Origin of the sequence: Gaetbulibacter sp. PBL-D1 (assembly GCF_050509525.1) — a bacterium.
GTDB lineage: Bacteria > Bacteroidota > Bacteroidia > Flavobacteriales > Flavobacteriaceae > Gaetbulibacter_B > Gaetbulibacter_B jejuensis.
On sequence record NZ_JBNWKB010000026.1, the window covers coordinates 1 to 22,120 of the forward strand.

The window sequence follows — 22,120 nt, forward strand, 5'->3', positions numbered from 1 at the left end:
AATTTGATTTTTAATTAACGCATTGAATGGCTTGTGGAACGAACTTAACTCGATACCAATTATAGAAATCACCGCAACGTCATCTACCACTTCAATTTTATTAACATCTTTTGAGTAAAAATCGGTTTCAAACTCACGTTCTAAAGCAATAACCGCTTGTGTAGCTTGCGCGGAATTTATCACCAAACCAATACCTCTTTCAGAAGATCCTTGAGATACAATACTCACACTAATTCCGTAATTGCTCAACGCCTTAAAAATCCTCGCATCAACACCAACTTTACCTAACAAACCACGACCTTCTAAATTTATAAGCGCAACATCTTCTAGAACTGACAAAGACGTAACCTCTTTGTTGCTTGACTTTGCTGTGATTAACGTCCCTTCATCTTCTGGATTGAACGTATTTAAAATACGAAGATTGATATTCTTTTCAACTAGCGGAATAATGGTTTTAGCGTGTAAAACGCTTGTACCGAAGTTCGCTAATTCGTTAGCTTCGTTAAAGGATAATTCTCTAATTTTTTGTGCATCTTCTACCAAATCTGGATTTGCTGTGTAAATACCATTTACATGCGTGTAATTTTGCAGTTCTTCGGCATCTAAATAGTTTGCCAATAATGACGCTGAATAATTGCTTCCATTTCTGCCCAACAAGGTCGTTTCTCCATTTTTATTAGAGCCGATAAATCCTGTTACAACGTTTACAGTTGTACCATTATAGCTTTTAAAATGCGCCAAAACATTGTCTTTAGATTGCTTATCTTGAGGTTGTGCATTTATATAATTAGCATCTGTTTTTATCAAAACTCTGGCATCTGTTGGGTTGGCGTTAACACCTTTTGATTTTAATAATTCTGAAATCAATTTCACAGATAATAATTCGCCATATGACAATACTTGCGCTTTAATTTTATCGCTATAATCACCAAGCAGCTTAACACCTTCAAAAATGTTGTTCAATTCTGAAAACTCTTCAGTAAAATCGATACTTGGCAAAGGCTCTGTTTGATAGGTTTTAAACGTTTCAAAAGCAGTTTGATAGTCTTGTTTTTTAGCAGCTTTCTCCAAAATAGCTTCCAAAGTATCAGTTGCTTTTCCTCTAGCCGAAACCACAACCGCAATACGCTCGCCTTCTTTTACTTTATGCTCTATAATTGACAACACGCGGTTTAATCCTTCGCCATTAGCAAGCGATTTCCCTCCAAATTTTAATACTTTCATTCTTTTATTTTTGGTTTCAGGTCTAAAAATGCCTTCTATAATCTGTTCTAATTGTTCAAATTCTATTAAAAATGCATCGTGTCCGTGACTGGAATGAATTTCACTATAGGTCACATTAGGATGCGTTAATGCCAATTGGCGTTGTGTTTCGCGGTTTTCTTCAGCGGTAAAAAACAAATCGGAATCTACACCAACAATGGCAATGTTAGATTTTATGATATCCAACACATTTACATTATCGCCTCTACCACGCGTAACATCAATGGTTTTTAGTAATTGATTCATGAGTTTGTAAGCCGATAGTTGAAAACGCTCTTGCAGTTTTTTTCCGTGATGCAACAACCAACTTTCCACATTAAAGATTTCTAAATCATTATTTTTACTACGTTGAAAACGCTCTTTAAACGATTGTGGCGTTCGATAACACAACATGGCATGCATGCGTGCATCGTGGACTGGATTGTTTGAGTTTACCAAGAATTGCTCTTGAATTTGGCAGTTGGCAATTAACCAATCGGTAGATTTCCAGTCGGTTGCCACAGGAATTAGATATTCGGCTAGATTTGGTGACAAAAACGCCATTTCCCAAGCAATTCCACCACCAAGCGAACCACCAATTAGCGCAAAAAGTTTATCAATTTGTAATGCTTTTAAGCCTAAAAGAAATATGTTTGCGATATCTCTTGCTACAAAATCTTTATAGTTTTCAACTGCAAATCCGTCGTAACCATTTCCTGGAATATTGAATGCTAAAATGGTATATTTTTGAGTATCGATAACTTTGTTATCGCCTATTAAATCTGTCCACCAACCATCTTTACCAGCAACATTACTATTTCCGGTAAGTGCGTGATTTACCATTACAATTGGTGCTTCTCCTAAAGGTTTCCCAAAGGTTTGATAGGACAATTTAATTGTAATGCTCACATTGCTTTCTAGCAAGACATTGTCTAATAAAACATATTTAAGTTTGCTCATGTTTGATTTATAAATTTTAAAAAATCAAAAAGTCAAAACACCTCTTTTGTGAGGACTTAAATAGAATATGTTAAAAAGAAATTACGTAATTACAGGACTGTAATTAGTTTTGTGTTATCTATCTAATTGAAATTTTCGATTGTACTCGAAATAACAAAAAGTAGAATTTAGCACCTTCTTAAATAAAGATTCCTATTTCCATAGGAATTTAAGGGTTGCCAAGGTTTCATAGGGTCTATTCCCTCCACCTTTCTTGATAACATTTCAATAAGTAATTTGAACTTTGTGAGTGCAAATATTCAGTTAGAAAATTTTAATATCCAAATAATTTTGATTTTTTTTATAAAATCTCTTTAAAAATCAGGCGTATTGTTCTAAATATTTCTCTTTAATAATCTGTGCGACAGGTTTGTTTTCAATCTTACTTTCTAACCAAGAAATAATATCAAGATACAAAAATGCACGACGCTCATAAGGATGGTTTTCGTATTGCTTAAGCTGTTTATGAAACTTAACAAATGCTTTTTTAATATCATGCGGAAAAATGTCTTGAAGTCCTCGAATAAACCTAATCATTTCTTTTTGAACCTCGTTTAAGTCATTGATTTTCAGTAGATATTTATAAGTATCTCTTAATAAACGCTCCAAATGATAATCTAAACCTTCTTCATAATGCGCCACAACGTTTAAAACACGAGAAAAACACTGTAAATCCTCACGCATAGAAAGCGATTTATTAGAAATTATCTTATTTAAATAATGAATACATTCTCGATTATTTCCTGCCCCAAAATGCATACTCGCAAACTTGTAATAGAAAATCATGGTATGGTGTTCATCTATTCTATCTTGATAATTTGGTAGTGCTTTTTCAATTTTAGGAATTAACTGCAAGCCTTCGTGAAAACTACCATCTACAAAATAGTAATTCACACTATTTACATTGTAATACAAGAATGATAAGGCTTCTACATTTTCATCTTTATTAAATGATGGCGTATTGATAATGTCTTCAAATTTATCAAGGTATTCTTTAAATTTATGTTTGTTTTTTATGTAAAAAAGCGACTCCAACAAATAGTTATTTCCTTTTATAAAAAACACAGGATTTAGGTGAATCATTTCTGGATTTTGTTCAAAAAGAGACACCCATTTTAAAGCAAATTTATAGCAGTTTAAAAAATCTTGCATTAAAAAACTATACCACAAATAGGCTTTATACAACCATAGTTTTTCTCTAAAACCTAACTGTGAAATGTCATATTTAGGTAATCTGGCGTTAAAATAATCTTGTATTTCTTTAGCATCATCTTGGTTTTTGGCGTAACCAAATTTTAGGAAAAGTCCGTATAACTGCAAAGATAAATTTGAGAGTTTACTAGCAATCACATTGGCTTGACTCAACTCTTTGGCTTGTATTGTAAGTTCATCTGCACGACCACTTATACTACGTGTAATATACTGTGATTCAATAACCTTTTCCAGCTCTACAATTTCATAAGCTAGATTTTTCTCTTCATGCTGTATCGCAACATCTTTAGCTTTATCTAGAATTTTCAATGCCTGCTTGTACAAACCTTTATGATACAAAATAGACGCAAAATCCAGCTGTTCTCTTATTTGAGAACGTGTGTTTTGGTGCGACGGACTCAAACGCAAACTAATTAAAATTTGCTTGTACAAATGCGCTTTTACATTAGCTAATTGCTGCTTTTTAATATTGGCATTTTTTAAAATAGCAACCTCATCATACGATGACAACTTATCCATAACATTAAACAAATTCAAAAATTTTGAATCATCATTCACACCCAATCTGCCAACATACAATTTAAATTGGCGTTTTTCAGATTTGGTCATGGATTTTACCAACGAAAACAAATTATCTTTTTGGTCTTTAGTCATCAAACAAAATAAATATTAACTAATTGAAATACAGTATTGTAAATTAAAATAATGCGTTTGAACATCGTAAACAAAGTTGCGAGTTTATACGCTATCATAAATCCAAAGTATAAATTCGTAAGACAATACAAAAATTTATTTTTTAATGTCTAAAGATAAAGTACAAATTTTCGATACAACACTTCGCGATGGTGAGCAAGTACCAGGTTGTAAATTAAACACAAGTCAAAAACTGGTCATTGCTGAACGATTAGACACGTTGGGTGTTGATATTATTGAAGCAGGTTTTCCTGTGTCTAGCCCTGGAGATTTTGAAGCTGTTGCTGCCATAGGAAGAATTGTAAAAAACGCTACCGTTTGTGGACTAACACGTGCTGTTGAAAATGATATTAAGGTCGCTGCCGAAGCTTTAAAAACAGCTGTTAGACCAAGAATACATACGGGAATAGGCACATCAGACTCACATATAAAATTCAAATTTAACTCTACGCGCGAAAAAGTTTTAGAACGTGCTTATAATGCTGTAAAATATGCTAAATCGTTTGTAGAAGATGTAGAGTTTTATGCCGAAGATGCTGGACGAACTGATAACGAATTCCTTGCTAAAGTTTGTGAAGTTGCCATTAGTGCTGGAGCAACAGTTTTAAACATTCCTGATACTACAGGCTACTGCTTACCTAGTGAGTATGGTGCCAAAATAAAATATTTAAAAGAACATGTAAAAGGCATAGACAAAGCTATTTTATCTTGTCATTGCCATAACGATTTAGGATTAGCCACAGCAAATTCTATAGAAGGTGTTATTAATGGTGCTCGCCAAATAGAATGCACTATTAATGGTGTTGGCGAACGTGCTGGTAATACAGCTCTTGAAGAAGTCGTCATGATTTTAAAACAACACCCTTATTTAAATTTAGACACAAGTATTGTAACACAAGAACTTTATGGCATTAGCCAATTAGTACAAGAACAAATGGGTGTTTACTCTCAACCTAACAAAGCTATTGTTGGTAGTAACGCTTTTGCTCACAGCTCTGGAATTCATCAAGATGGCGTTATAAAAAACCGTGAAACTTACGAAATTATAGACCCAAAAGATGTTGGTGTTACCGAGTCTGCAATTGTACTTACAGCTAGAAGTGGTCGAGCTGCTTTAGCGTATCGCGCAAAAAATATTGGTTACGAACTAACCAAATTACAGCTTGATGATATTTATCAAAACTTCTTGGTTTTTGCAGATAAGAAAAAGGAAGTCAATGATAGCGATATTCATCAAATTATTGAAACAAGCAACGTGTATCAACAAATCATTTCGGCTTAATTAAAAAAGAGTACCGCTTTCGCGGAAAACAACTATGGGAAAAACATTATTCGATAAAGTTTGGGATGCACATGTGGTCGATTCTATTGAAAACGGCCCTCAAATTTTATATATAGACAAACATTTAATTCATGAAGTTACGAGTCCGCAAGCATTTAATGAGCTTGAAGAACGTAACATTCCTATTTTTAGACCAAATCAAATTGTAGCAACTGCAGATCACAATACACCAACACAAAACCAACATTTACCAGTAAGAGACGAATTATCCAGAAACCAATTAAAACAATTGGCTAAAAACTGTGATAAAAACAACATTACACTTTACGGTCTTGGTCATAAATACAACGGTATTGTTCACGTTATGGCTCCAGAACTTGGTATTACGCAACCTGGAATGACTATGGTTTGTGGCGATAGTCACACCTCAACGCATGGTGCTTTTGGAACCATTGCTTTTGGTATTGGCACAAGTCAAGTTGCACAAGTTTTTGCTAGTCAATGTTTGCTTTTAACAAAACCTAAAAGCTTACGTGTTTCTGTAAACGGAACCCTAAAACCTGGTGTATTACCAAAGGATGTTATTTTATATATCATTTCAAAAATTGGTACAAATGCAGGTACTGGTTATTTCTGTGAATATGCAGGGGATGTTTTTGAAAACATGAGTATGGAAGGCCGAATGACTGTATGCAATATGAGTATTGAAATGGGAGCTCGTGGTGGCATGATTGCACCAGACGAAACTACTTTTGCCTATGTAAAAGGGAAAGAATTTGCGCCTCAAGGTGAAGCCTTTGAGAAAGCTGTTGCTTACTGGAAAACACTTCCTACTGATGCCGATGCTACTTTTGACAAAGAATATACGTTTGATGCTGAAGACATCGAACCTATGGTTACTTATGGTACCAACCCAGGAATGGGTATAAAAATAAATGCCAAAATCCCAGATTTAAGCGATGCTTCTTTTGAAAAGTCTTTGGAATACATGGACTTTAAAAAAGGAGAACTTATGCTAAACAAACCTATTAACTACGTGTTTATAGGAAGTTGCACCAACTCCCGAATTGAAGATTTTAGAGTTGCTGCCAACTATATAAAAGGTAAGCAAAAAGCCCCAAATGTAACTGCTTGGTTAGTTCCAGGAAGTAAGCAAGTAGAATCTCAAATAGAAGAAGAAGGCTTAAAAACAGTATTTGAAGCTGCTGGTTTTGAATTAAGACAACCTGGTTGCAGTGCGTGTTTAGCCATGAACGATGATAAAATTCCTGAAGGTGAATACTGTGTTTCAACATCAAATAGAAATTTTGAAGGTAGACAAGGACAAGGCGCAAGGACTATTTTAGCAAGTCCTCTAGTTGCCGCTGCAACTGCTGTAGAAGGAAAAATTGTTGATGTCACTAAAGCGTTAAGCCTAGAAGAAGAATTGATTTAAACATGGAAAAATTTACAACTTTACATAGTACTGCCATTCCGTTGGAAATTGAGAATATTGACACCGATCAAATTATTCCAGCGCGTTTTTTAAAGGCAACCGACAAACAAGGTTTTGGCGATAATGCATTTAGAGATTGGCGTTTTGATAAACAAGGAAACATTAACGAAGCCTTTGCTTTAAACAACCCAAAATATCATGGTAGCATATTGGTTGCTGGAGATAATTTTGGTTGCGGCTCTAGTCGTGAGCACGCTGCTTGGGCGCTTGCTGGTTATGGTTTTAAAGTAATTGTTTCTAGTTTTTTTGCCGATATTTTTAAAGGCAATGCTTTAAACAATGGCTTGTTACCTTTACAGGTTTCTGAAGGGTTTTTAAAAGATTTGTTTGAGGTTATTAAAACCAATCCTGAAACAGTATTAACCGTGAATTTAGAAGCGCAAACCTTAACGGTTGATGGTACAAATTTGCAAACCGATTTTGACATTGATTCTTATAAGAAAACTTGTATGATTAATGGCTATGATGATATTGATTATCTATTAAGTAAAAAAGAACAAATAGAAGCTTTTGAGCTATCGCGTTAGCGATTGAGGCATTTGTTGAAGCTCTCCAGATGGTTACAATCTGGAAGCGACTGCCGAAAGCGCGACCCTTGTGGTAACGCCCAAAAAAGCAACAAAATAATAACTAAATAAAGAGAGCAGCGTGATTTGCTTTCGAAGGAAATGACTATGAAATTAAATATTGCAGTTTTATCAGGAGATGGTATTGGTCCAGAAGTTACAAAAGAAGCCATCAAGACATTGAAAGCGATAGCTCAAGAGTTTGACCATACGTTTAATTTTAAATCGGCTTCAGTTGGCGCAATTGCCATTGATGAAACTGGAGAGCCACTTCCTGATGCTACGCTAGACTTGTGCAAACACAGCGATGCTGTATTGTTTGGTGCCATTGGCGACCCAAAATATGATAATAATCCTAATGCAAAAGTGCGTCCGGAACAGGGATTGCTTAAGCTACGTAAAGAGCTTGGTTTGTATGCAAACATTAGACCTGTTAAGGCTTACGATATGCTTTTAAGTCAGTCGCCATTGAAGGAAGAAAACATTAAAGGCACTGACATTAGTATTTATCGTGAATTGACTGGTGGTATTTATTTTGGTAAAAAACAATTAAGTGAAGATGGTAATATCGCTTCAGATTTGTGTGAATATTCTCGTGAAGAAATTGAGCGTATTACGCATTTAGCTTTTAAAGCTGCACAAACAAGACAAAAAAAGGTAACACTTGTTGATAAAGCCAATGTATTGGAAACGTCTCGTTTATGGCGCAATGTTGTAAAACAAGTTGCTGAAGACTATCCTGATGTAGCATTAGACTTTTTGTTTGTAGATAACGCTGCAATGCAATTGATATTAAACCCAAAACAATTTGATGTTATTTTAACCGAAAATATGTTTGGTGATATTATTAGTGATGAAGCCAGTGTTATTGGTGGTAGCATTGGATTATTAGCTTCGGCATCGGTTGGTGATAAACATGCGATGTTTGAACCTATTCATGGATCGTATCCGCAAGCTACAGGAAAAGGTATTGCAAACCCTATAGCCTCTATTTTATCGGCTGCTATGTTACTTGATCATTTTGAGTTACATGAAGAAGCTGAAATGGTTAGAGAAGCTGTTGAAAAATCGTTACAACTAGAAATCACAACACCTGATTTAAACAGTAAAAACAATACTATAACAACAAGTAAAGTTGGAGACTTTATTGAAGACTTTATTAATAACCCTAAAGATAGTAACCTAAATTTCGCGAATATTCATTTGGGTCAATCTACTATTATTTAGAGTGATTAATTATTTTGATTAAAATCAGAAAAGCACCTTAAAAAAGGTGCTTTTTTTATTCAGGAAATTTATTTTTTATCTCTTCCAAACATAAATTACCAATACTTCCAATGTGTGTATGCTGTTTTGAGATATCAGGTTTGTAGGTTCCGTTTTGCACCTCGTTACCAATTTTTTGATAGGCTTCTCTAAAACTCATACCGTTTTCAACCAATGTATTGATGTTATCAACCGTAAATAAATATTGATATTTCTCGTCGTTTAAGTCAATAGATTTTACTTCTATTTGTTTTATAGAATAGTTGAAAATTTCAAGAATATCCTGCATATCCATAACGGCAGAAATCATATTTTCTTTTAATAATTGGTAATCTCTGTGATAACCACTTGGCAGATTATTGGTTATTAAAACCATTTCATGATGTAAGGCTTGTATTTTATTGCTCTTTCCTCTAATCAGCTCAAAAACATCAGGATTTTTTTTGTGAGGCATGATGCTACTTCCTGTGGTTAATTCATCCGGAAAACTTATGAATCCAAAATTCTGACTCATATACAGGCAAATGTCCATAGCAAAACGCGCCAATGTATTGGCTAAACTACCTAATGCTAATGCAATAGTACGTTCACTTTTTCCACGACTCATTTGTGCAGCAACGACGTTGTATTTTAAAGTTGAAAACTCTAAAAACTGTGTAGTTAATTGTCTGTCAATTGCGAATGAACTTCCATAACCAGCTGCAGATCCAAGCGGGTTTTGATCAACGTTTTTTAAAGCAGCATTTAACAAATACACATCGTCAATTAAGACTTCTGCATAGGCAGAAAACCATAACCCAAATGATGATGGCATAGCCACTTGCAAATGCGTGTAACCTGGTAACAATGCTTTTTTATGGGTTTCAGCTAACTCTAAAAGCGTTTCAAAAAATGTTTTTGTTTTTGATTTTATATTGATTAATTCGGCTTTGTAAAATAGTTGCAATGCCACCAAAACTTGATCATTTCTAGAGCGTGCTGTATGTATTTTTTTTCCAACATCACCATAGATTTTAGTGAGCTCAAATTCAATTTTAGAATGTACATCTTCAAATTGATTGTCTATAGTAAACGTTCCGTTTTCAATTTGTGATGCTAAATCCTGAAGTCCTTTTTCTAATTGTTGTAATTCTTCAGCAGTTAAAATGTCTATCGTTTGCAACATTTTAGCATGTGCTAATGAGGCTTGCACATCGTATTTTGCTATGTGCAAATCGATTTCACGATCATTTCCAACTGTAAATTGTTCTATTTTTTTGTCTATGCTTATGCCTTTATCCCAGAGTTTCATAATTTATTCCTGCGAAAGCAGGATTCTCTGCTTTCTTTTTAATTAAACTTTTGTCTCCTCGAGCGCAGTCGAGAGGTTGATTAGGTCTCGACTGCGCTCGACCTGACATTATAATACTTTCTCTAACAATTCAATATAAATCTTAATGCCTTCTTCAATTTCATTGATATAAATAAATTCGTCTGCACTATGAGATCGTGTGCTGTCACCAGGTCCTAATTTTAATGACGGACAACTTAACACCGCTTGATCTGATAAGGTTGGCGAACCGTAAGTGTTTCTTCCAATTTCAATACCAGCTTTTACCAAAGGATGATCAATTGGAATAGACGACGAATTCAGTTTTATACTTCGAGGAATGATGCTATCACAAGGCGCTTCTTGTTGTAAAATATCTACAATCTCTTGATTGGAATATTTATCGTTTACACGAACATCAACCACCAAATCAACATTTGCAGGAACAGCGTTATGTTGCTTGCCAGCATAAATTTGCGTCACTGTCATTTTTACATCGCCTAATGCTTTAGATTTTTTCTCAAACTCATAATTTTTGAACCATTCCAATACCGAAATCGTATTATAAATGGCATTATCATCGTTAGGATGAGCTGCATGACTTGGCGTGCCTTTTACTACAGCATCAAACACTACCAAACCTTTTTCGGCTACTGCCAAATGCATCAAGGTTGGTTCGCCTACAATAGCAACATCAACTTTTGGAATTACACTTAATATGCTATTTAAACCATTGTCGCCACTACTTTCTTCTTCGGCAGATGCAACAATAACTAAATTGTATTTCAGATTTTTTTGCTCATAGAAATAAGCAAATGTCGCCAGCAAACTTACCAAACAACCACCAGCATCATTGCTGCCTAAACCATACAGTTTTCCATCTTCAACAATCGCTTTAAACGGATCTTTAGTGTAACCATTATTTGGTTTAACCGTATCGTGATGCGAGTTTAAGAGCAACGTTGGTTTGGTCTCATCAAAATGTTTATTAATTGCCCAAACGTTATTCATTGTGCGTTGATATGGTATGTTTTGAAGCTGAAACCATTGCTCAATATGTTGTGCAGTTTGGTCTTCTTCAGATGAAAAAGAAGGTGTTTCTATCAGTTGTTTTAACAACGAAATAGCTTGTTCTGTTAACGTTGATATCATTTTGAAATGGTTGTGTAGGTTGAATTTTTATCGAAAAGCATCTCTGGTTTTCCAATACATACTTTTTGAACATTATGTTTGACAGCATGCATGCAATTATTAATTTTTGGCAGCATACCTTCCGATATAATTTGATTGTCTATCAATTGCTGAACGTTTTCTGAAGTTATTGATTCAATCACTGAATTATTATCATTAACATCTTTTAAAACACCGTTTTTTTCAAAGCAGTAATATAATTCTGTATTGAAAATTTGAGACAACCCAATGGCTAATTCTGATGCAATTGTATCTGCGTTAGTGTTTAACAATTGTCCATTTTTATCATGTGTAATAGCACAAAATACAGGCGTGATATTATTATTTAAGAGTAGTTCTAAACTTTTTGTATTCACTTGTTTTACATCACCAACAAAACCATAATCAATAGTTTTTACTGGTCTTTTGTCTGAAACTATCGTATTACCATCAGCGCCAGAAAATCCAATAGCATTACAGTTATATGATTGTAATTGTGCGACTATATTTTTATTGATTTTACCTGCGTAAACCATTGTAATAATATCCAAAGTTTCAGCATCTGTAATGCGTCTACCATCAATCATTTTCACTTCTACTTGCATTTGGTTGGCAAGTTTAGTTGCTAATTTTCCGCCACCATGCACCAATAGTTTAAGTTCTTCGATCTTGGAAAACTCTTTTAAGAACGCTTGTAATGCATCTACGTTATCAATGATGTTTCCGCCTATTTTTATGATTTTTAGTGCTTTCATTTTAATCCTTCTAAAATCTGCTTCAACACAATTTGAGCTGCATAAGTTCTATTGTTAGCCTGTTTTATCACAACTGAATTTTCACTATCTAAAACTGCATCTTCAACCACAATATTTCGTCTTACTGGTAAGCAATGCATAAATTTAGCGTTGCCCAACTTATCTTTTGTCATCATCCAATTTTCATCTTGATTCAAGACTTTTCCGTAGTCATTAAAATTGCTCCAGTTTTTCACATACACAAAATCGGCATCTTGTAAAGCCTCTTTTTGATTGTAATTTATCGGTGTTTGTTTGGTTATGTTTTTGTCTAACTCATAACCTTCTGGATGCGTTATTGTAAAATCAACCTCTAAATTTTGCATCATTTCTACAAACGAATTCGCCACAGCTTGCGGTAATGCTTTAGGATGTGGTGCCCAAGACAACACGACTTTTGGCTTTGGTTTTTCGGCCAATTCAGTAATCGTAATCGCATCTGCCAACGCTTGTAACGGATGCGCTGTCGTACTTTCCATGTTAACGATTGGTACTGTAGCATACTTTTCAAAACTCTTTAAAATGTATTCGCTTTGGTCTTTGGCTTTATCGGTTAAGGTAGGAAATGCTCTAACCGCAATAATGTCTGCGTACTGCGAAATGACTTGAGCTGCTTCTTTAACGTGTTCTGATGTATTGGCATTCATGACGGTTCCGTCTTCAAATTCTAACTGCCAAGCATCATTAACGTTTAAAACCATCACATCCATTCCTAAATTCTTTGCTGCTTTTTCGGTACTTAATCTGGTTCGTAAACTAGCATTAAAAAACAACATGACCAAGGTTTTATGTTTACCTAATTCTTGAAATTCAAAAGGATTCATTTTTAATAAAATAGCTTCTTTTATAGTTTCGTTTAGGTTAGGAATGTCTTTTATTTCGGTGTATTTTTTCATAATAATTAGGTCTCGACTGCGCTCGACCTGACAGTAAAATGTCTCCTCGAGCGCAGTCGAGAGGTTTTTATGTATTTAACTCAATTTTCAATGCCTCGAAAAAGACATCAATGTGTTTTTTCTGAATGGTTAATGGTGGAAGAATTCGTAAAAGATTAGGGTTTTTGGCGCTTCCTGTAAACATGTGATGTTTGTGAATCAGTTGTTTCCTTAATTCTGAAACAGGAAAATCAAACTCTAATCCTAACATTAAACCGCGACCTTTTATACTTTTCAGACTTGGTAATTGTTTAGCTTTGTCAATAAAATAAGCTGAAATTTCATTTGCATTTTCAAGCAGTTTTTCTTCCTCTAAAACTTCTAAAACCGAAAGTGAAGCCGCACAAGCCAAATGATTGCCACCAAAGGTTGTGCCTAACAAACCAAAGCTTGGTTTGATGTTTGGATTAATTAAAATACCACCAACAGGAAATCCATTACCCATTCCTTTTGCAATAGAAATAATATCTGGTGTAATGTTATGCTTTTGAAAAGCGAAAAAATCGCCTGTTCTACCAAAACCAGATTGAACTTCGTCTGCAATTAAAATCGTATTGTATTGCTTACATAACCTTTCTAAACCTTGATAGAATTCGGTAGTGCTTTCGTCCAATCCGCCAACACCTTGAATACATTCAATGATTACTGCGCAAGTTTGATTTGCTTTCAGGATGTTTTCAACTGTAATTAAATCGCCTAACTCTACAAAATCAACATCTTGCTGTGCATTGATTGGCGCTACAATTTTAGGATTATCGGTTGCTGCAACTGCTGCAGATGTACGACCGTGAAACGAATTTTTAGATGCTAACACTTTACTTTTTCCGTTGTGAAATGATGCTAATTTCAAAGCGTTTTCATTCGCTTCTGCACCAGAATTACATAAAAACAGTTGATAATCTTTACAACCTGAAAGCGCTTCTAACTTATCTGCCAAAGCGACTTGCAGCGGATTTTGAATTGCATTACTATAAAAACCCAATTTTGACACTTGATTAGAAATTGCCGACACATATTTTGGATGCGAATGCCCAATAGAAATCACGGCATGTCCGCCATATAAGTCCAAATATTCGACATTATTTTCGTCATAAACATAGACGTCTTTTGCCTTTACAGGTGTAATATCAAAAAGTGGATAAACGTTAAACAAACTCATATTTGTTCCTTTTTAATGTTGTTAATTTTATTAAACGACGCGACCATGCCTTGAATTAAAGATGAGCTCAGTCCTTTGTGTTCCATCTCATTTAAACCTTCAATGGTGCAACCTTTTGGTGTAGTAACGCGATCAATTTCTTCTTCTGGATGATTACCATTAGTGATAAGTAAATTAGCTGCTCCTTCACAAGTGTACATCGCTAATTCTTGTGCTTCTTTTGAGTCAAATCCCAACTGAATTGCTGCTTGTGTCGTCGCTCTAATCAAACGCATCCAAAAGGCAATTCCGCTAGCACAAACTACTGTTGCGGCTTGCATTTGCGCTTCAGGAATTACTAATGAATGTCCCAAACGATTAAAAATAGCTTGCGCAATTTTAATGCGTTTTTCACCTTGTGCATTACTACATAAACAGGTCATGGATTTACCAACTGCAATTGCTGTATTTGGCATAGCACGAATGATAAATTGATCAGTACCAATTTGCGATTCAATTTTAGGAATGGTATAACCTGTAATGGTAGAAATCACCACATGTTTTTCAGTTAAGAAAGGTTTTATGTCGTTTAAAATCGATTCGAAATGTGCTGGCTGAACCGCAAAAATCAAAATATCCGATTGTTGTACTGCTAACTTATTATCAGTTGTAATGGTCACATTTTTATAACCGTCAAATTCAGATATGCTATCCACATTTCGTTTTGTTAAATACAGAGTCGTGATCGCATTGTTGGTGATTAATCCTTTGGCTATCGATTTCCCTAAATTTCCCGTTCCTATGATTGCTATTTTCATCTTTTTGGTTGTTTTGTCATTCCTGCGCAGGTAGGAATCTATTTTCAAATTGTTCTTGTTGGCGTTACCACAAGGGTCGCGCTTTCCGTTATATCTTTTTATTTGACAACTTCTCGACTGCGCTCGAAGAGACAAATAAAAAGGATGCCACTTCAATCGCTAACGCAATGACGTCGTCTTAAAAATAACTCGCCTTTAACTTTAAACCTGCTGTTTCTTCAAAACTGAACATCAAATTCATGTTTTGTACCGCTTGTCCTGATGCACCTTTTAGTAAATTATCAATAATGCTTGTGACCAATAATTTATCTTCGTGTTTATGTAAATGAAGTATGCAATTATTGGTATTGACTACTTGTTTTAAATGAATATTTTCATTTGAAATCAATGTGAATTTTGCGTCTTTATAATAGTCACTAAACAATTGTTTGGCATCTTCTAAACTACCATCAAATTTTGTGTAAAGCGTAGCGAAAATTCCTCTTGAAAAATCACCTCGATTTGGCATAAAATTGATTTGTGAATTGAAATTATTTTGTAACAATTTTACCGACTGATTAATTTCGCCCAAGTGCTGATGAGTGAAAGGTTTGTAATACGAAAAATTGTTATCTCGCCATGTAAAATGCGTAGTCGTAGATAATGATGTTCCTGCACCAGTTGCACCTGTAACTGCATTTACGTGTACATCTTCGATTAATGATTTTGCATTTGCTAAAGGCAATAATGCTAATTGAATAGCAGTTGCAAAACAACCAGGATTTGCAATATAATCCGCTTGTGTTATGTCCGATTTATTTAATTCAGGTAAACCGTAAACGAATGTTTTTCCATTGAAAACTTTATCGTTTTCAAGTCTAAAATCGTTGCTTAAATCTATGATTTTGGTTTCAGTTGAAAATTCATTTTTACTTAAAAATGCTTTTGAATTTCCGTGACCTAAACATAAAAATACCACATCAACTTCAGGATTGATTTTATTAGAAAATTCTAAATCTTCACCAATTAAATCTTGATGTACTTTACCAATAGTATTACCTGCATTGGATGTGCTGTACACAAAATCTATATTCACTTCAGGATGATTGATTAAAAGTCTAATCAATTCGCCAGCTGTGTAACCTGCACCACCAATTATTCCTGCTTTAATCATAACTCTTGATTTACTTGTTGATAGATTTTGTTTTGATTACCAAAAATTTTGATGAATCCTTTAGCGTCTTCTGCAGTCCAACCTTTGTTTTCTTCACCATAGCTTCCAAACTTCGCGCTCATTAAATCATGTTTTGAAGAAATACCGTCTAATGTGAAATGGCATGGTTTTAAAGTCACAACCACTTCACCAGAAACTTTATCTTGACTACTTTCTAAAAAGGCCTCCATGTTTCGCATTACAGGATCTAAATATTGACCTTCATGTAAATGCATTCCATAAAAATTAGACAAATAATCCTTATGCTGTAATTGCCATTTGGTTAACACATGTTTTTCTAATAAATGATGTGCTTTGATGATGATTAAGGCAGCAGCAGCTTCAAAACCTACACGACCTTTTATACCAACAATGGTATCGCCAACATGAATATCACGTCCAATGGCATAGGCAGATGCTAACGTATTTAAGACTTCAATATTAACTTCTGGACTGTTTTCGATTCCGTTTACAGCAACCAATTCACCTTTTAAAAAGGTCAACGAGACTTTTTCAGGATCTGAATGTTTTAATTGCGAAGGATAGGCTTCGCTTGGCAATGGTTTGTCGGAAGTTAAGGTTTCTGATCCGCCAACACTTGTTCCCCAAAGTCCTTTGTTTATTGAGTATTTTGCTTTTTCCCAAGACATATCAATACCATTTTCTTTTAGATAATCGATTTCTTCCTGTCTGGTTAATTTTTGATCTCTAATTGGTGTAATAATTTCGATTTCTGGTGCTAAAGTTTGAAAAATCATATCAAAACGCACTTGATCATTTCCTGCACCAGTACTACCATGCGCAATATATTTTGCATTTATACTTTTAGCATATTTAATAATTTCGATTGCTTGGATAATACGCTCTGCACTTACTGATAATGGATACGTGTTGTTTTTAAGTACGTTTCCAAAAATTAAATACTTAATTACTTTATTATAGTAAGACGCAATAGCATCAATATTTTTGTAAGTAGTAACACCCATTTTATAGGCGTTGGCTTCAATTTTACTGATTTCTTCTTTTGTAAATCCGCCTGTATTTACACTTACCGCATGCACATCGTAACCCGCTTTTGATAGGCTAACTGCGCAATACGATGTATCTAATCCGCCACTATATGCGATGACTAATTTTTTACTCATTTTGCTTTTCTTTTTTAAGAAACCTGGTTTGTTTAATGCTTTTTAATCGCGTCCAGACTTTTTTATCGAATTTATGATTGCTTGTTTTTTCCTCTTTTAAAGGATCGTATAACATACCTGTGCATAAACACATTTTTTGTTCTGTACGTTGTAAAACATCATAGTTTTTGCAAGTTTGACAACCATTCCAAAAGGTTTGATCATCTGTTAATTCAGAAAACGTTACAGGTTTATAACCTAATTCGCTATTCATTTTCATCACGGCTAAACCTGTTGTGATACTAAATACTTTTGCGTTTGGGAATTTGGTACGTGAATGCTCAAAAATTTTCTTTTTGATTTGTTTAGCCAATCCTATATTTCTGAAATCTGGATGAACAATTAGTCCAGAATTTGCTACAAATTTTCCATGACTCCATTGCTCTATGTAGCAAAACCCAGCAAATTTATCGCCATCTAATGCGATAACAGCATTACCATTTTCCATTTTGGTAATAATGTATTCTGGTTTTCGTTTTGCGATACCAGTACCTCTCACTTTTGCAGCTTCGGCAATGGTTTCACAAATAATTTCGGCATAAACGCTATGCGATTTGTTAGCAATAACAATTTCCATAATACAGACCGTGATAACGGTTATATTTTATTAATAAATTCTAGTTTTTGTTTTTTGAGATTCCTGTTTTATCAGGAACTATTTTTTTGAAAGAGGAACTGGACACACCTAAAGTTCCGAAAAATTAGACATACCCTTACGGGCGACGTGGAAAACGTCGGCGTACTAAAACATGGTTATTAAGAGTAATAACTTGATGTTTTAAAAATGATATCTGTAAAGGGTTGTTCAATGTGGTAAAAAAATAAAAATGTGTAACTAATTTGCTTGATTTTGAGCATTAGCGACGTCGCTCGCGAAGTGTAGAGCGTGTGGGTTGGATTTCCCTATTTCTATTTTTTGTTAAATTCATAGTGCTAAACTATAAATAAATTAAATACGACGGTTTAAAAATTGTTGATTTTAATCAAATTTTATGATTTTGTCAAAATAAGCACTTATAACTGCTTAAAGTTTAAAAAATTAGACTAAAAACTGAAATAAATCAGGTTTATTATTGAGATAGTCACCATAAAAATTTCTGTTTTTCATTTTAGTGATTAATGGTTCTAAATCTTCTTGAGATTTTAGCTCAATACCAACAACTGCTGAACCAGTATCGCGATTGGATTTTTTTGTGTACTCAAAATGCGCAATATCATCGTTTGGGCCTAAAATATCTACCACAAATTCTTTTAAAGCTCCAGCACGTTGTGGGAATTTCACAATAAAATAGTGCTTCAAATTTGAATACAACAATGCACGCTCTTTTATTTCGGCAGTACGTGTTATATCATTATTGCTACCACTTATTACACAAACAACATTTTTTCCTTTGATATCTTCAGCAAACACATCTAAAGCTGCAATACTCAACGCGCCAGCAGGCTCAACTACAATAGCCTCTTTATTGTAAAGCTCTAAAATAGTCTGACAAATTTTCCCTTCAGGAATGGTAATCATATCGTCTAAATTCTGCTTGCAAATGTCAAAAGTTTTATCACCTACCTTTTTTACTGCAGCGCCATCTACAAAGTTTTCAATGTGTTCGAGTTCTGTATTCTCATCGTTTTTAATTGATGTTGACATTGATGGTGCGCCAGTTGGTTCAACACCTATAATCTTTGTGTTTGGGGACAATTGCTTAAAAATAGTTGACAAACCAGAGGCTAATCCGCCACCACCAACAGGCACAAAAACATAATCAATAGGTTTTGGCGCTTGATTAAACAATTCCCAACCTACGGTTGCTTGTCCTTCAATAACTTTTTCATCATTAAATGGATGAATAAAAGCCTTGCCTGTTTCTTGTTGCTCGCGCATAGCAGCATGGTAAGAATCATCAAACGTATCACCTTCTAAAACGACATCAATATAGTCTTCGCCAAACATTTTTACCTGTTCTATTTTTTGGTTTGGTGTTGGCGAAGGCATATAAATTGTACCGTGAATTTTAAGCAATTTGCACGATAAAGCCACACCTTGCGCATGATTTCCTGCACTGGCACAAACCACACCATTTTTCACTTCACTTTGAGACAATGAAGCCATTTTATTGTAAGCACCACGAATTTTATACGAACGTACCATTTGCAAATCTTCACGCTTAAACAAGATGTTGCTATCATACAGTTTTGAATAGTATAAATTTGAGGTTAACGGTGTTTGATTTACTACCGATTTCAATTTATCAGCAGCAGAAATTACGGCTTCTAATGTTGGAAAATATGTGGTTTGTGTATCTTTCATTTGTTGTATTAAGATAAAACAGCTTCGGCTTTTACATCTTCGGTTTTTATCACTTTCATAGCTGTCATTGCTGTACGTAAACGCTTACCTACAGTTTCGATAGAGTGACTTCTTATAGCTTCATTTACTTTTATCAATTCAATATTATCAACATCATTTTTAGTTGAAAATGGTTTTCCGACAACATCGGTTGAAACGGTTTTCATGAAATCTACCAACAATGGTTTTGCTGCGTGATCGAATAAATAGCAACCATATTCGGCAGTATCTGAAATCACACGATTCATTTCGTATAACTTTTTACGAGCAATGGTATTTGCGATTAATGGTAACTCATGAAGCGATTCGTAATACGCAGAATCTTCAATAATTCCAGCACTAACCATTGTTTCGTAAGCTAACTCAACACCTGCTTTTACAAACGCAACCAATAATGTTCCGTGGTCAAAATACTCTTGTTCTGAAATAGTTTCAGACGTTAAAGGTGTTTTTTCAAAAGCCGTTTCACCTGTAGCTTCACGCCACGTTAAAAGGTTAATATCATCATTTGCCCAATCTTCCATCATGGTTTTAGAAAAATGACCAGAAATGATGTCGTCCATATGCTTTTGGAACAATGGTGCCATTATCACTTTCAATTCTTCCGAAAGCTTAAACGCTTCAATTTTTGCTGGGTTGGACAATCTATCCATCATGTTGGTAATACCACCATGCTTTAAAGCTTCGGTAATAGTTTCCCAACCATATTGAATCAACTTTGCCGCATATTCTGGCTCGATCCCTTCTTCAACCATTTTATCGAAACACAAAATTGAACCTGTTTGTAACACACCACACAAGATGGTTTGCTCACCCATAAGATCAGATTTTACTTCTGCCACAAAAGAAGACTCTAAAACACCTGCACGATCGCCACCAGTAGCCACAGCATAGGCTTTTGCCTGTGCCAATCCTTTTCCTTGCGGATCATTTTCTGGATGTACTGCAACAAGCGTTGGCACACCAAAACCACGTTTGTACTCCTCACGAACTTCGGTTCCAGGGCATTTTGGCGCTACCATAATTACGGTTAAATCTTCACGAACTTGCGTACCTTCTTCAACAATATTAAATCCGTGCGAGTAGCTTAAGGTCGCTCCTTTTTTCATTAAAGGCATGACAGCGTTCACCACATTGGTGTGTTGTTTATCTGGTGTGAGGTTAAGCACTAAATCGGCTGTTGGAATTAACTCTTCGTAAGTTCCAACGTTGAAACCATTTTCGGTTGCTTGCACATACGATTGGCGCTTTTCGGCAATGGCTTGTGGTCTTAAAGCATAAGAAATATCTAATCCAGAATCTCTCATGTTTAAGCCTTGGTTTAAACCTTGTGCACCGCAACCAACGATTACGATTTTCTTTCCTAGTAAAACTTCAACGCCATCTTCAAATTCTGACGCCTCCATAAATCTACATTTTCCTAATTGTGCTAATTGTTCTCTTAATGATAATGTGTTAAAATAATTTGACATGGTGTGTGTTTTAGTTTTTGAATGCTAGTAGCATTTCTGATATTTTCATTTCGTCTTTGGTCACAGCAATACGCCCTGATCGTACAAATTGCATGATGCCAAAAGGTTTTAATTTTTGATGTAATTCGTCTAACTCTTGTCGTCTTCCTGATTTTTCAAGGACAAAGAATTTCTTGTTTACAGTAACAATATTAGCGTTACTGTCTTTAATGATATTTTGAATTTGACGTTCGTCAAATAACAAATCTGATTTTATTTTGAACAAGCAAGATTCTTGATGAATGGTTTCATCATCTGTATGATAAAACGCTTTAATGACTTCGACTTGCTTTTCTATTTGACCGATGATTTTCTTGATTTGTTCTTCGGTAACTTTTACAACGATTGTCCAACGCGACACGCCTTTTATTTCGGAAACAGAAGATACAATACTTTCAATATTGATATGACGACGTTGAAAAATTGCCGAAATTCGATTTAACAATCCAATATTATTTTCGGTGTAAATAGATACAGTATATATTTGGTTTTCTTGACTCATAATTAACTTAATCTTACATCTGAAACCGAAGCTCCAGTTGGTATCATTGGAAATACGTTATCTTCTTTTTCTACACAAACTTCTAGGAAGTAAGCCGAATCACTTGCGATCATTTCTTTAACGGCATCAGCTAATTCTTCTCGTTTTGTGACGCGTTTAGCATCTATATGATACCCTTTTGCAATCTGAACAAAATCTGGATTAACCAATTCGGTTGATGCATAACGTCTATCAAAAAACAGTTGTTGCCATTGACGAACCATTCCCAAGAAATCGTTATTTAAAACCACAATTTTTACAGGAACACGCGTTTGAAAAATAGTGCCTAATTCTTGAATGGTCATTTGGTAGCCACCATCTCCAATTATAGCCACAACTTCACGATTTGGCGCAGCCATTTTAGCACCAATTGCAGCTGGTAACGCAAATCCCATTGTGCCCAAACCACCAGATGTAATGTTGCTTTTA

Annotated in this window: 19 protein-coding genes and 1 riboswitch; of the genes, 4 read left to right on the top strand and 15 right to left on the bottom strand. The window is 34.8% G+C overall.

Annotated features, from left to right (window positions below; all coding sequences use genetic code 11):
- Together ACQ0RB_RS15130 and ACQ0RB_RS15135 are read right to left on the bottom strand one after the other, a co-directional pair.
- Nucleotides 1-2,202, bottom strand: a 2,202-nt coding sequence (locus tag ACQ0RB_RS15130; protein ID WP_430499484.1) for an aspartate kinase, incomplete at its 3' end; no start/stop codon positions are given.
- 111 nt (nucleotides 2,203-2,313) lie between these two features.
- Nucleotides 2,314-2,465, bottom strand: a riboswitch (SAM riboswitch).
- Nucleotides 2,466-2,562: 97 nt separating this feature from the next.
- Entirely contained in the window at nucleotides 2,563-4,107 is a 1,545-nt protein-coding gene (locus ACQ0RB_RS15135) for a hypothetical protein (protein ID WP_430499486.1), read from the bottom strand.
- Nucleotides 4,108-4,252: 145 nt separating this feature from the next.
- On the opposite strand from ACQ0RB_RS15135, the gene ACQ0RB_RS15140 reads away from it, so the two are divergent.
- From ACQ0RB_RS15140 to leuB, 4 genes are all read left to right on the top strand, one after another.
- Nucleotides 4,253-5,428, top strand: a complete 1,176-nt coding sequence (locus ACQ0RB_RS15140) for a 2-isopropylmalate synthase (RefSeq protein ID WP_129761095.1) — start codon at nucleotides 4,253-4,255, stop codon at nucleotides 5,426-5,428.
- 34 nt (nucleotides 5,429-5,462) lie between these two features.
- Entirely contained in the window at nucleotides 5,463-6,863 is a 1,401-nt protein-coding gene (leuC, locus tag ACQ0RB_RS15145; RefSeq protein ID WP_430499488.1) for a 3-isopropylmalate dehydratase large subunit, read from the top strand.
- Between the two features lie 2 nt (nucleotides 6,864-6,865).
- A complete protein-coding gene (gene leuD, locus ACQ0RB_RS15150; RefSeq protein WP_430499490.1) occupies nucleotides 6,866-7,450 on the top strand; it encodes a 3-isopropylmalate dehydratase small subunit in 585 nt (194 codons plus the stop codon).
- Nucleotides 7,451-7,597: 147 nt separating this feature from the next.
- The gene (leuB, locus tag ACQ0RB_RS15155; RefSeq protein WP_430499492.1) at nucleotides 7,598-8,716 is read left to right on the top strand and encodes a 3-isopropylmalate dehydrogenase; all 1,119 of its coding nucleotides are present in this window, start codon (nucleotides 7,598-7,600) and stop codon (nucleotides 8,714-8,716) included.
- A 55-nt stretch (nucleotides 8,717-8,771) separates the two neighbouring features.
- On the opposite strand, the gene argH is transcribed toward leuB, so the two are convergent.
- The 13 genes from argH to ACQ0RB_RS15220 all read right to left on the bottom strand — a co-directional run.
- Nucleotides 8,772-10,046 carry an argininosuccinate lyase gene (argH, locus tag ACQ0RB_RS15160; RefSeq protein WP_430499494.1) on the bottom strand — a complete coding sequence of 425 codons (1,275 nt, stop codon included), beginning with the start codon at nucleotides 10,044-10,046 and terminating at the stop codon, nucleotides 8,772-8,774.
- Nucleotides 10,047-10,154: 108 nt separating this feature from the next.
- Nucleotides 10,155-11,216, bottom strand: a complete 1,062-nt coding sequence (locus tag ACQ0RB_RS15165; protein ID WP_430499496.1) for a M20 family metallo-hydrolase — start codon at nucleotides 11,214-11,216, stop codon at nucleotides 10,155-10,157.
- Nucleotides 11,213-11,989: an acetylglutamate kinase gene (gene argB, locus ACQ0RB_RS15170; protein WP_430499497.1), complete on the bottom strand. Its 777-nt coding sequence runs from the start codon at nucleotides 11,987-11,989 to the stop codon at nucleotides 11,213-11,215. Before argB ends, ACQ0RB_RS15165 begins: the two co-directional genes overlap by 4 nt.
- Nucleotides 11,986-12,924, bottom strand: coding sequence for an acetylornithine carbamoyltransferase (locus ACQ0RB_RS15175; protein WP_430499498.1), 939 nt, complete (start codon nucleotides 12,922-12,924; stop codon nucleotides 11,986-11,988). Before ACQ0RB_RS15175 ends, argB begins: the two co-directional genes overlap by 4 nt.
- Before the next feature lie 67 nt (nucleotides 12,925-12,991).
- On the bottom strand, nucleotides 12,992-14,122 hold the full coding sequence (locus ACQ0RB_RS15180; RefSeq protein WP_430499500.1) for an aspartate aminotransferase family protein: 1,131 nt from the start codon (nucleotides 14,120-14,122) through the stop codon (nucleotides 12,992-12,994).
- Nucleotides 14,119-14,919 carry a pyrroline-5-carboxylate reductase gene (proC, locus tag ACQ0RB_RS15185; RefSeq protein ID WP_430499502.1) on the bottom strand — a complete coding sequence of 267 codons (801 nt, stop codon included), beginning with the start codon at nucleotides 14,917-14,919 and terminating at the stop codon, nucleotides 14,119-14,121. The genes ACQ0RB_RS15180 and proC overlap by 4 nt, the downstream gene beginning before the upstream one ends.
- A gap of 178 nt (nucleotides 14,920-15,097) precedes the next feature.
- The gene (gene argC / locus ACQ0RB_RS15190) at nucleotides 15,098-16,072 is read right to left on the bottom strand and encodes an N-acetyl-gamma-glutamyl-phosphate reductase (RefSeq protein WP_430499504.1); all 975 of its coding nucleotides are present in this window, start codon (nucleotides 16,070-16,072) and stop codon (nucleotides 15,098-15,100) included.
- Nucleotides 16,069-17,256, bottom strand: a complete 1,188-nt coding sequence (locus ACQ0RB_RS15195; RefSeq protein ID WP_430499505.1) for an argininosuccinate synthase — start codon at nucleotides 17,254-17,256, stop codon at nucleotides 16,069-16,071. The genes argC and ACQ0RB_RS15195 overlap by 4 nt, the downstream gene beginning before the upstream one ends.
- Nucleotides 17,249-17,872, bottom strand: coding sequence for a GNAT family N-acetyltransferase (locus tag ACQ0RB_RS15200; RefSeq protein WP_262733489.1), 624 nt, complete (start codon nucleotides 17,870-17,872; stop codon nucleotides 17,249-17,251). The genes ACQ0RB_RS15195 and ACQ0RB_RS15200 overlap by 8 nt, the downstream gene beginning before the upstream one ends.
- 462 nt (nucleotides 17,873-18,334) lie before the next feature.
- Nucleotides 18,335-19,600: a threonine ammonia-lyase IlvA gene (gene ilvA, locus ACQ0RB_RS15205; RefSeq protein WP_430499508.1), complete on the bottom strand. Its 1,266-nt coding sequence runs from the start codon at nucleotides 19,598-19,600 to the stop codon at nucleotides 18,335-18,337.
- A gap of 8 nt (nucleotides 19,601-19,608) precedes the next feature.
- On the bottom strand, nucleotides 19,609-21,111 hold the full coding sequence (ilvC, locus tag ACQ0RB_RS15210; protein ID WP_430499510.1) for a ketol-acid reductoisomerase: 1,503 nt from the start codon (nucleotides 21,109-21,111) through the stop codon (nucleotides 19,609-19,611).
- Nucleotides 21,112-21,121: 10 nt separating this feature from the next.
- Nucleotides 21,122-21,652, bottom strand: a complete 531-nt coding sequence (gene ilvN / locus ACQ0RB_RS15215) for an acetolactate synthase small subunit (RefSeq protein WP_131508904.1) — start codon at nucleotides 21,650-21,652, stop codon at nucleotides 21,122-21,124.
- Between the two features lie 2 nt (nucleotides 21,653-21,654).
- The coding region (locus ACQ0RB_RS15220) for a thiamine pyrophosphate-dependent enzyme (RefSeq protein ID WP_430499512.1) at nucleotides 21,655-22,120 on the bottom strand (466 nt) is incomplete at its 5' end.

What these genes read in the sequence shown, in the direction of transcription:
- ACQ0RB_RS15135 (WP_430499486.1), bottom strand. Translation starts at nt 4,107, where the DNA reads ATGACTAAAGACCAAAAAGATAATTTGTTTTCGTTGGTAAAATCCATG.
- ilvC (WP_430499510.1), bottom strand. Translation starts at nt 21,111, where the DNA reads ATGTCAAATTATTTTAACACATTATCATTAAGAGAACAATTAGCACAA.
- ACQ0RB_RS15175 (WP_430499498.1), bottom strand. Translation starts at nt 12,924, where the DNA reads ATGAAAAAATACACCGAAATAAAAGACATTCCTAACCTAAACGAAACT.
- leuB (WP_430499492.1), top strand. Translation starts at nt 7,598, where the DNA reads ATGAAATTAAATATTGCAGTTTTATCAGGAGATGGTATTGGTCCAGAA.
- ACQ0RB_RS15165 (WP_430499496.1), bottom strand. Translation starts at nt 11,216, where the DNA reads ATGATATCAACGTTAACAGAACAAGCTATTTCGTTGTTAAAACAACTG.
- ACQ0RB_RS15200 (WP_262733489.1), bottom strand. Translation starts at nt 17,872, where the DNA reads ATGGAAATTGTTATTGCTAACAAATCGCATAGCGTTTATGCCGAAATT.
- argC (WP_430499504.1), bottom strand. Translation starts at nt 16,072, where the DNA reads ATGATTAAAGCAGGAATAATTGGTGGTGCAGGTTACACAGCTGGCGAA.
- argH (WP_430499494.1), bottom strand. Translation starts at nt 10,046, where the DNA reads ATGAAACTCTGGGATAAAGGCATAAGCATAGACAAAAAAATAGAACAA.
- leuD (WP_430499490.1), top strand. Translation starts at nt 6,866, where the DNA reads ATGGAAAAATTTACAACTTTACATAGTACTGCCATTCCGTTGGAAATT.
- ACQ0RB_RS15195 (WP_430499505.1), bottom strand. Translation starts at nt 17,256, where the DNA reads ATGAGTAAAAAATTAGTCATCGCATATAGTGGCGGATTAGATACATCG.
- ilvA (WP_430499508.1), bottom strand. Translation starts at nt 19,600, where the DNA reads ATGAAAGATACACAAACCACATATTTTCCAACATTAGAAGCCGTAATT.
- ilvN (WP_131508904.1), bottom strand. Translation starts at nt 21,652, where the DNA reads ATGAGTCAAGAAAACCAAATATATACTGTATCTATTTACACCGAAAAT.
- ACQ0RB_RS15180 (WP_430499500.1), bottom strand. Translation starts at nt 14,122, where the DNA reads ATGAGTTTGTTTAACGTTTATCCACTTTTTGATATTACACCTGTAAAG.
- proC (WP_430499502.1), bottom strand. Translation starts at nt 14,919, where the DNA reads ATGAAAATAGCAATCATAGGAACGGGAAATTTAGGGAAATCGATAGCC.
- leuC (WP_430499488.1), top strand. Translation starts at nt 5,463, where the DNA reads ATGGGAAAAACATTATTCGATAAAGTTTGGGATGCACATGTGGTCGAT.
- argB (WP_430499497.1), bottom strand. Translation starts at nt 11,989, where the DNA reads ATGAAAGCACTAAAAATCATAAAAATAGGCGGAAACATCATTGATAAC.
- ACQ0RB_RS15140 (WP_129761095.1), top strand. Translation starts at nt 4,253, where the DNA reads ATGTCTAAAGATAAAGTACAAATTTTCGATACAACACTTCGCGATGGT.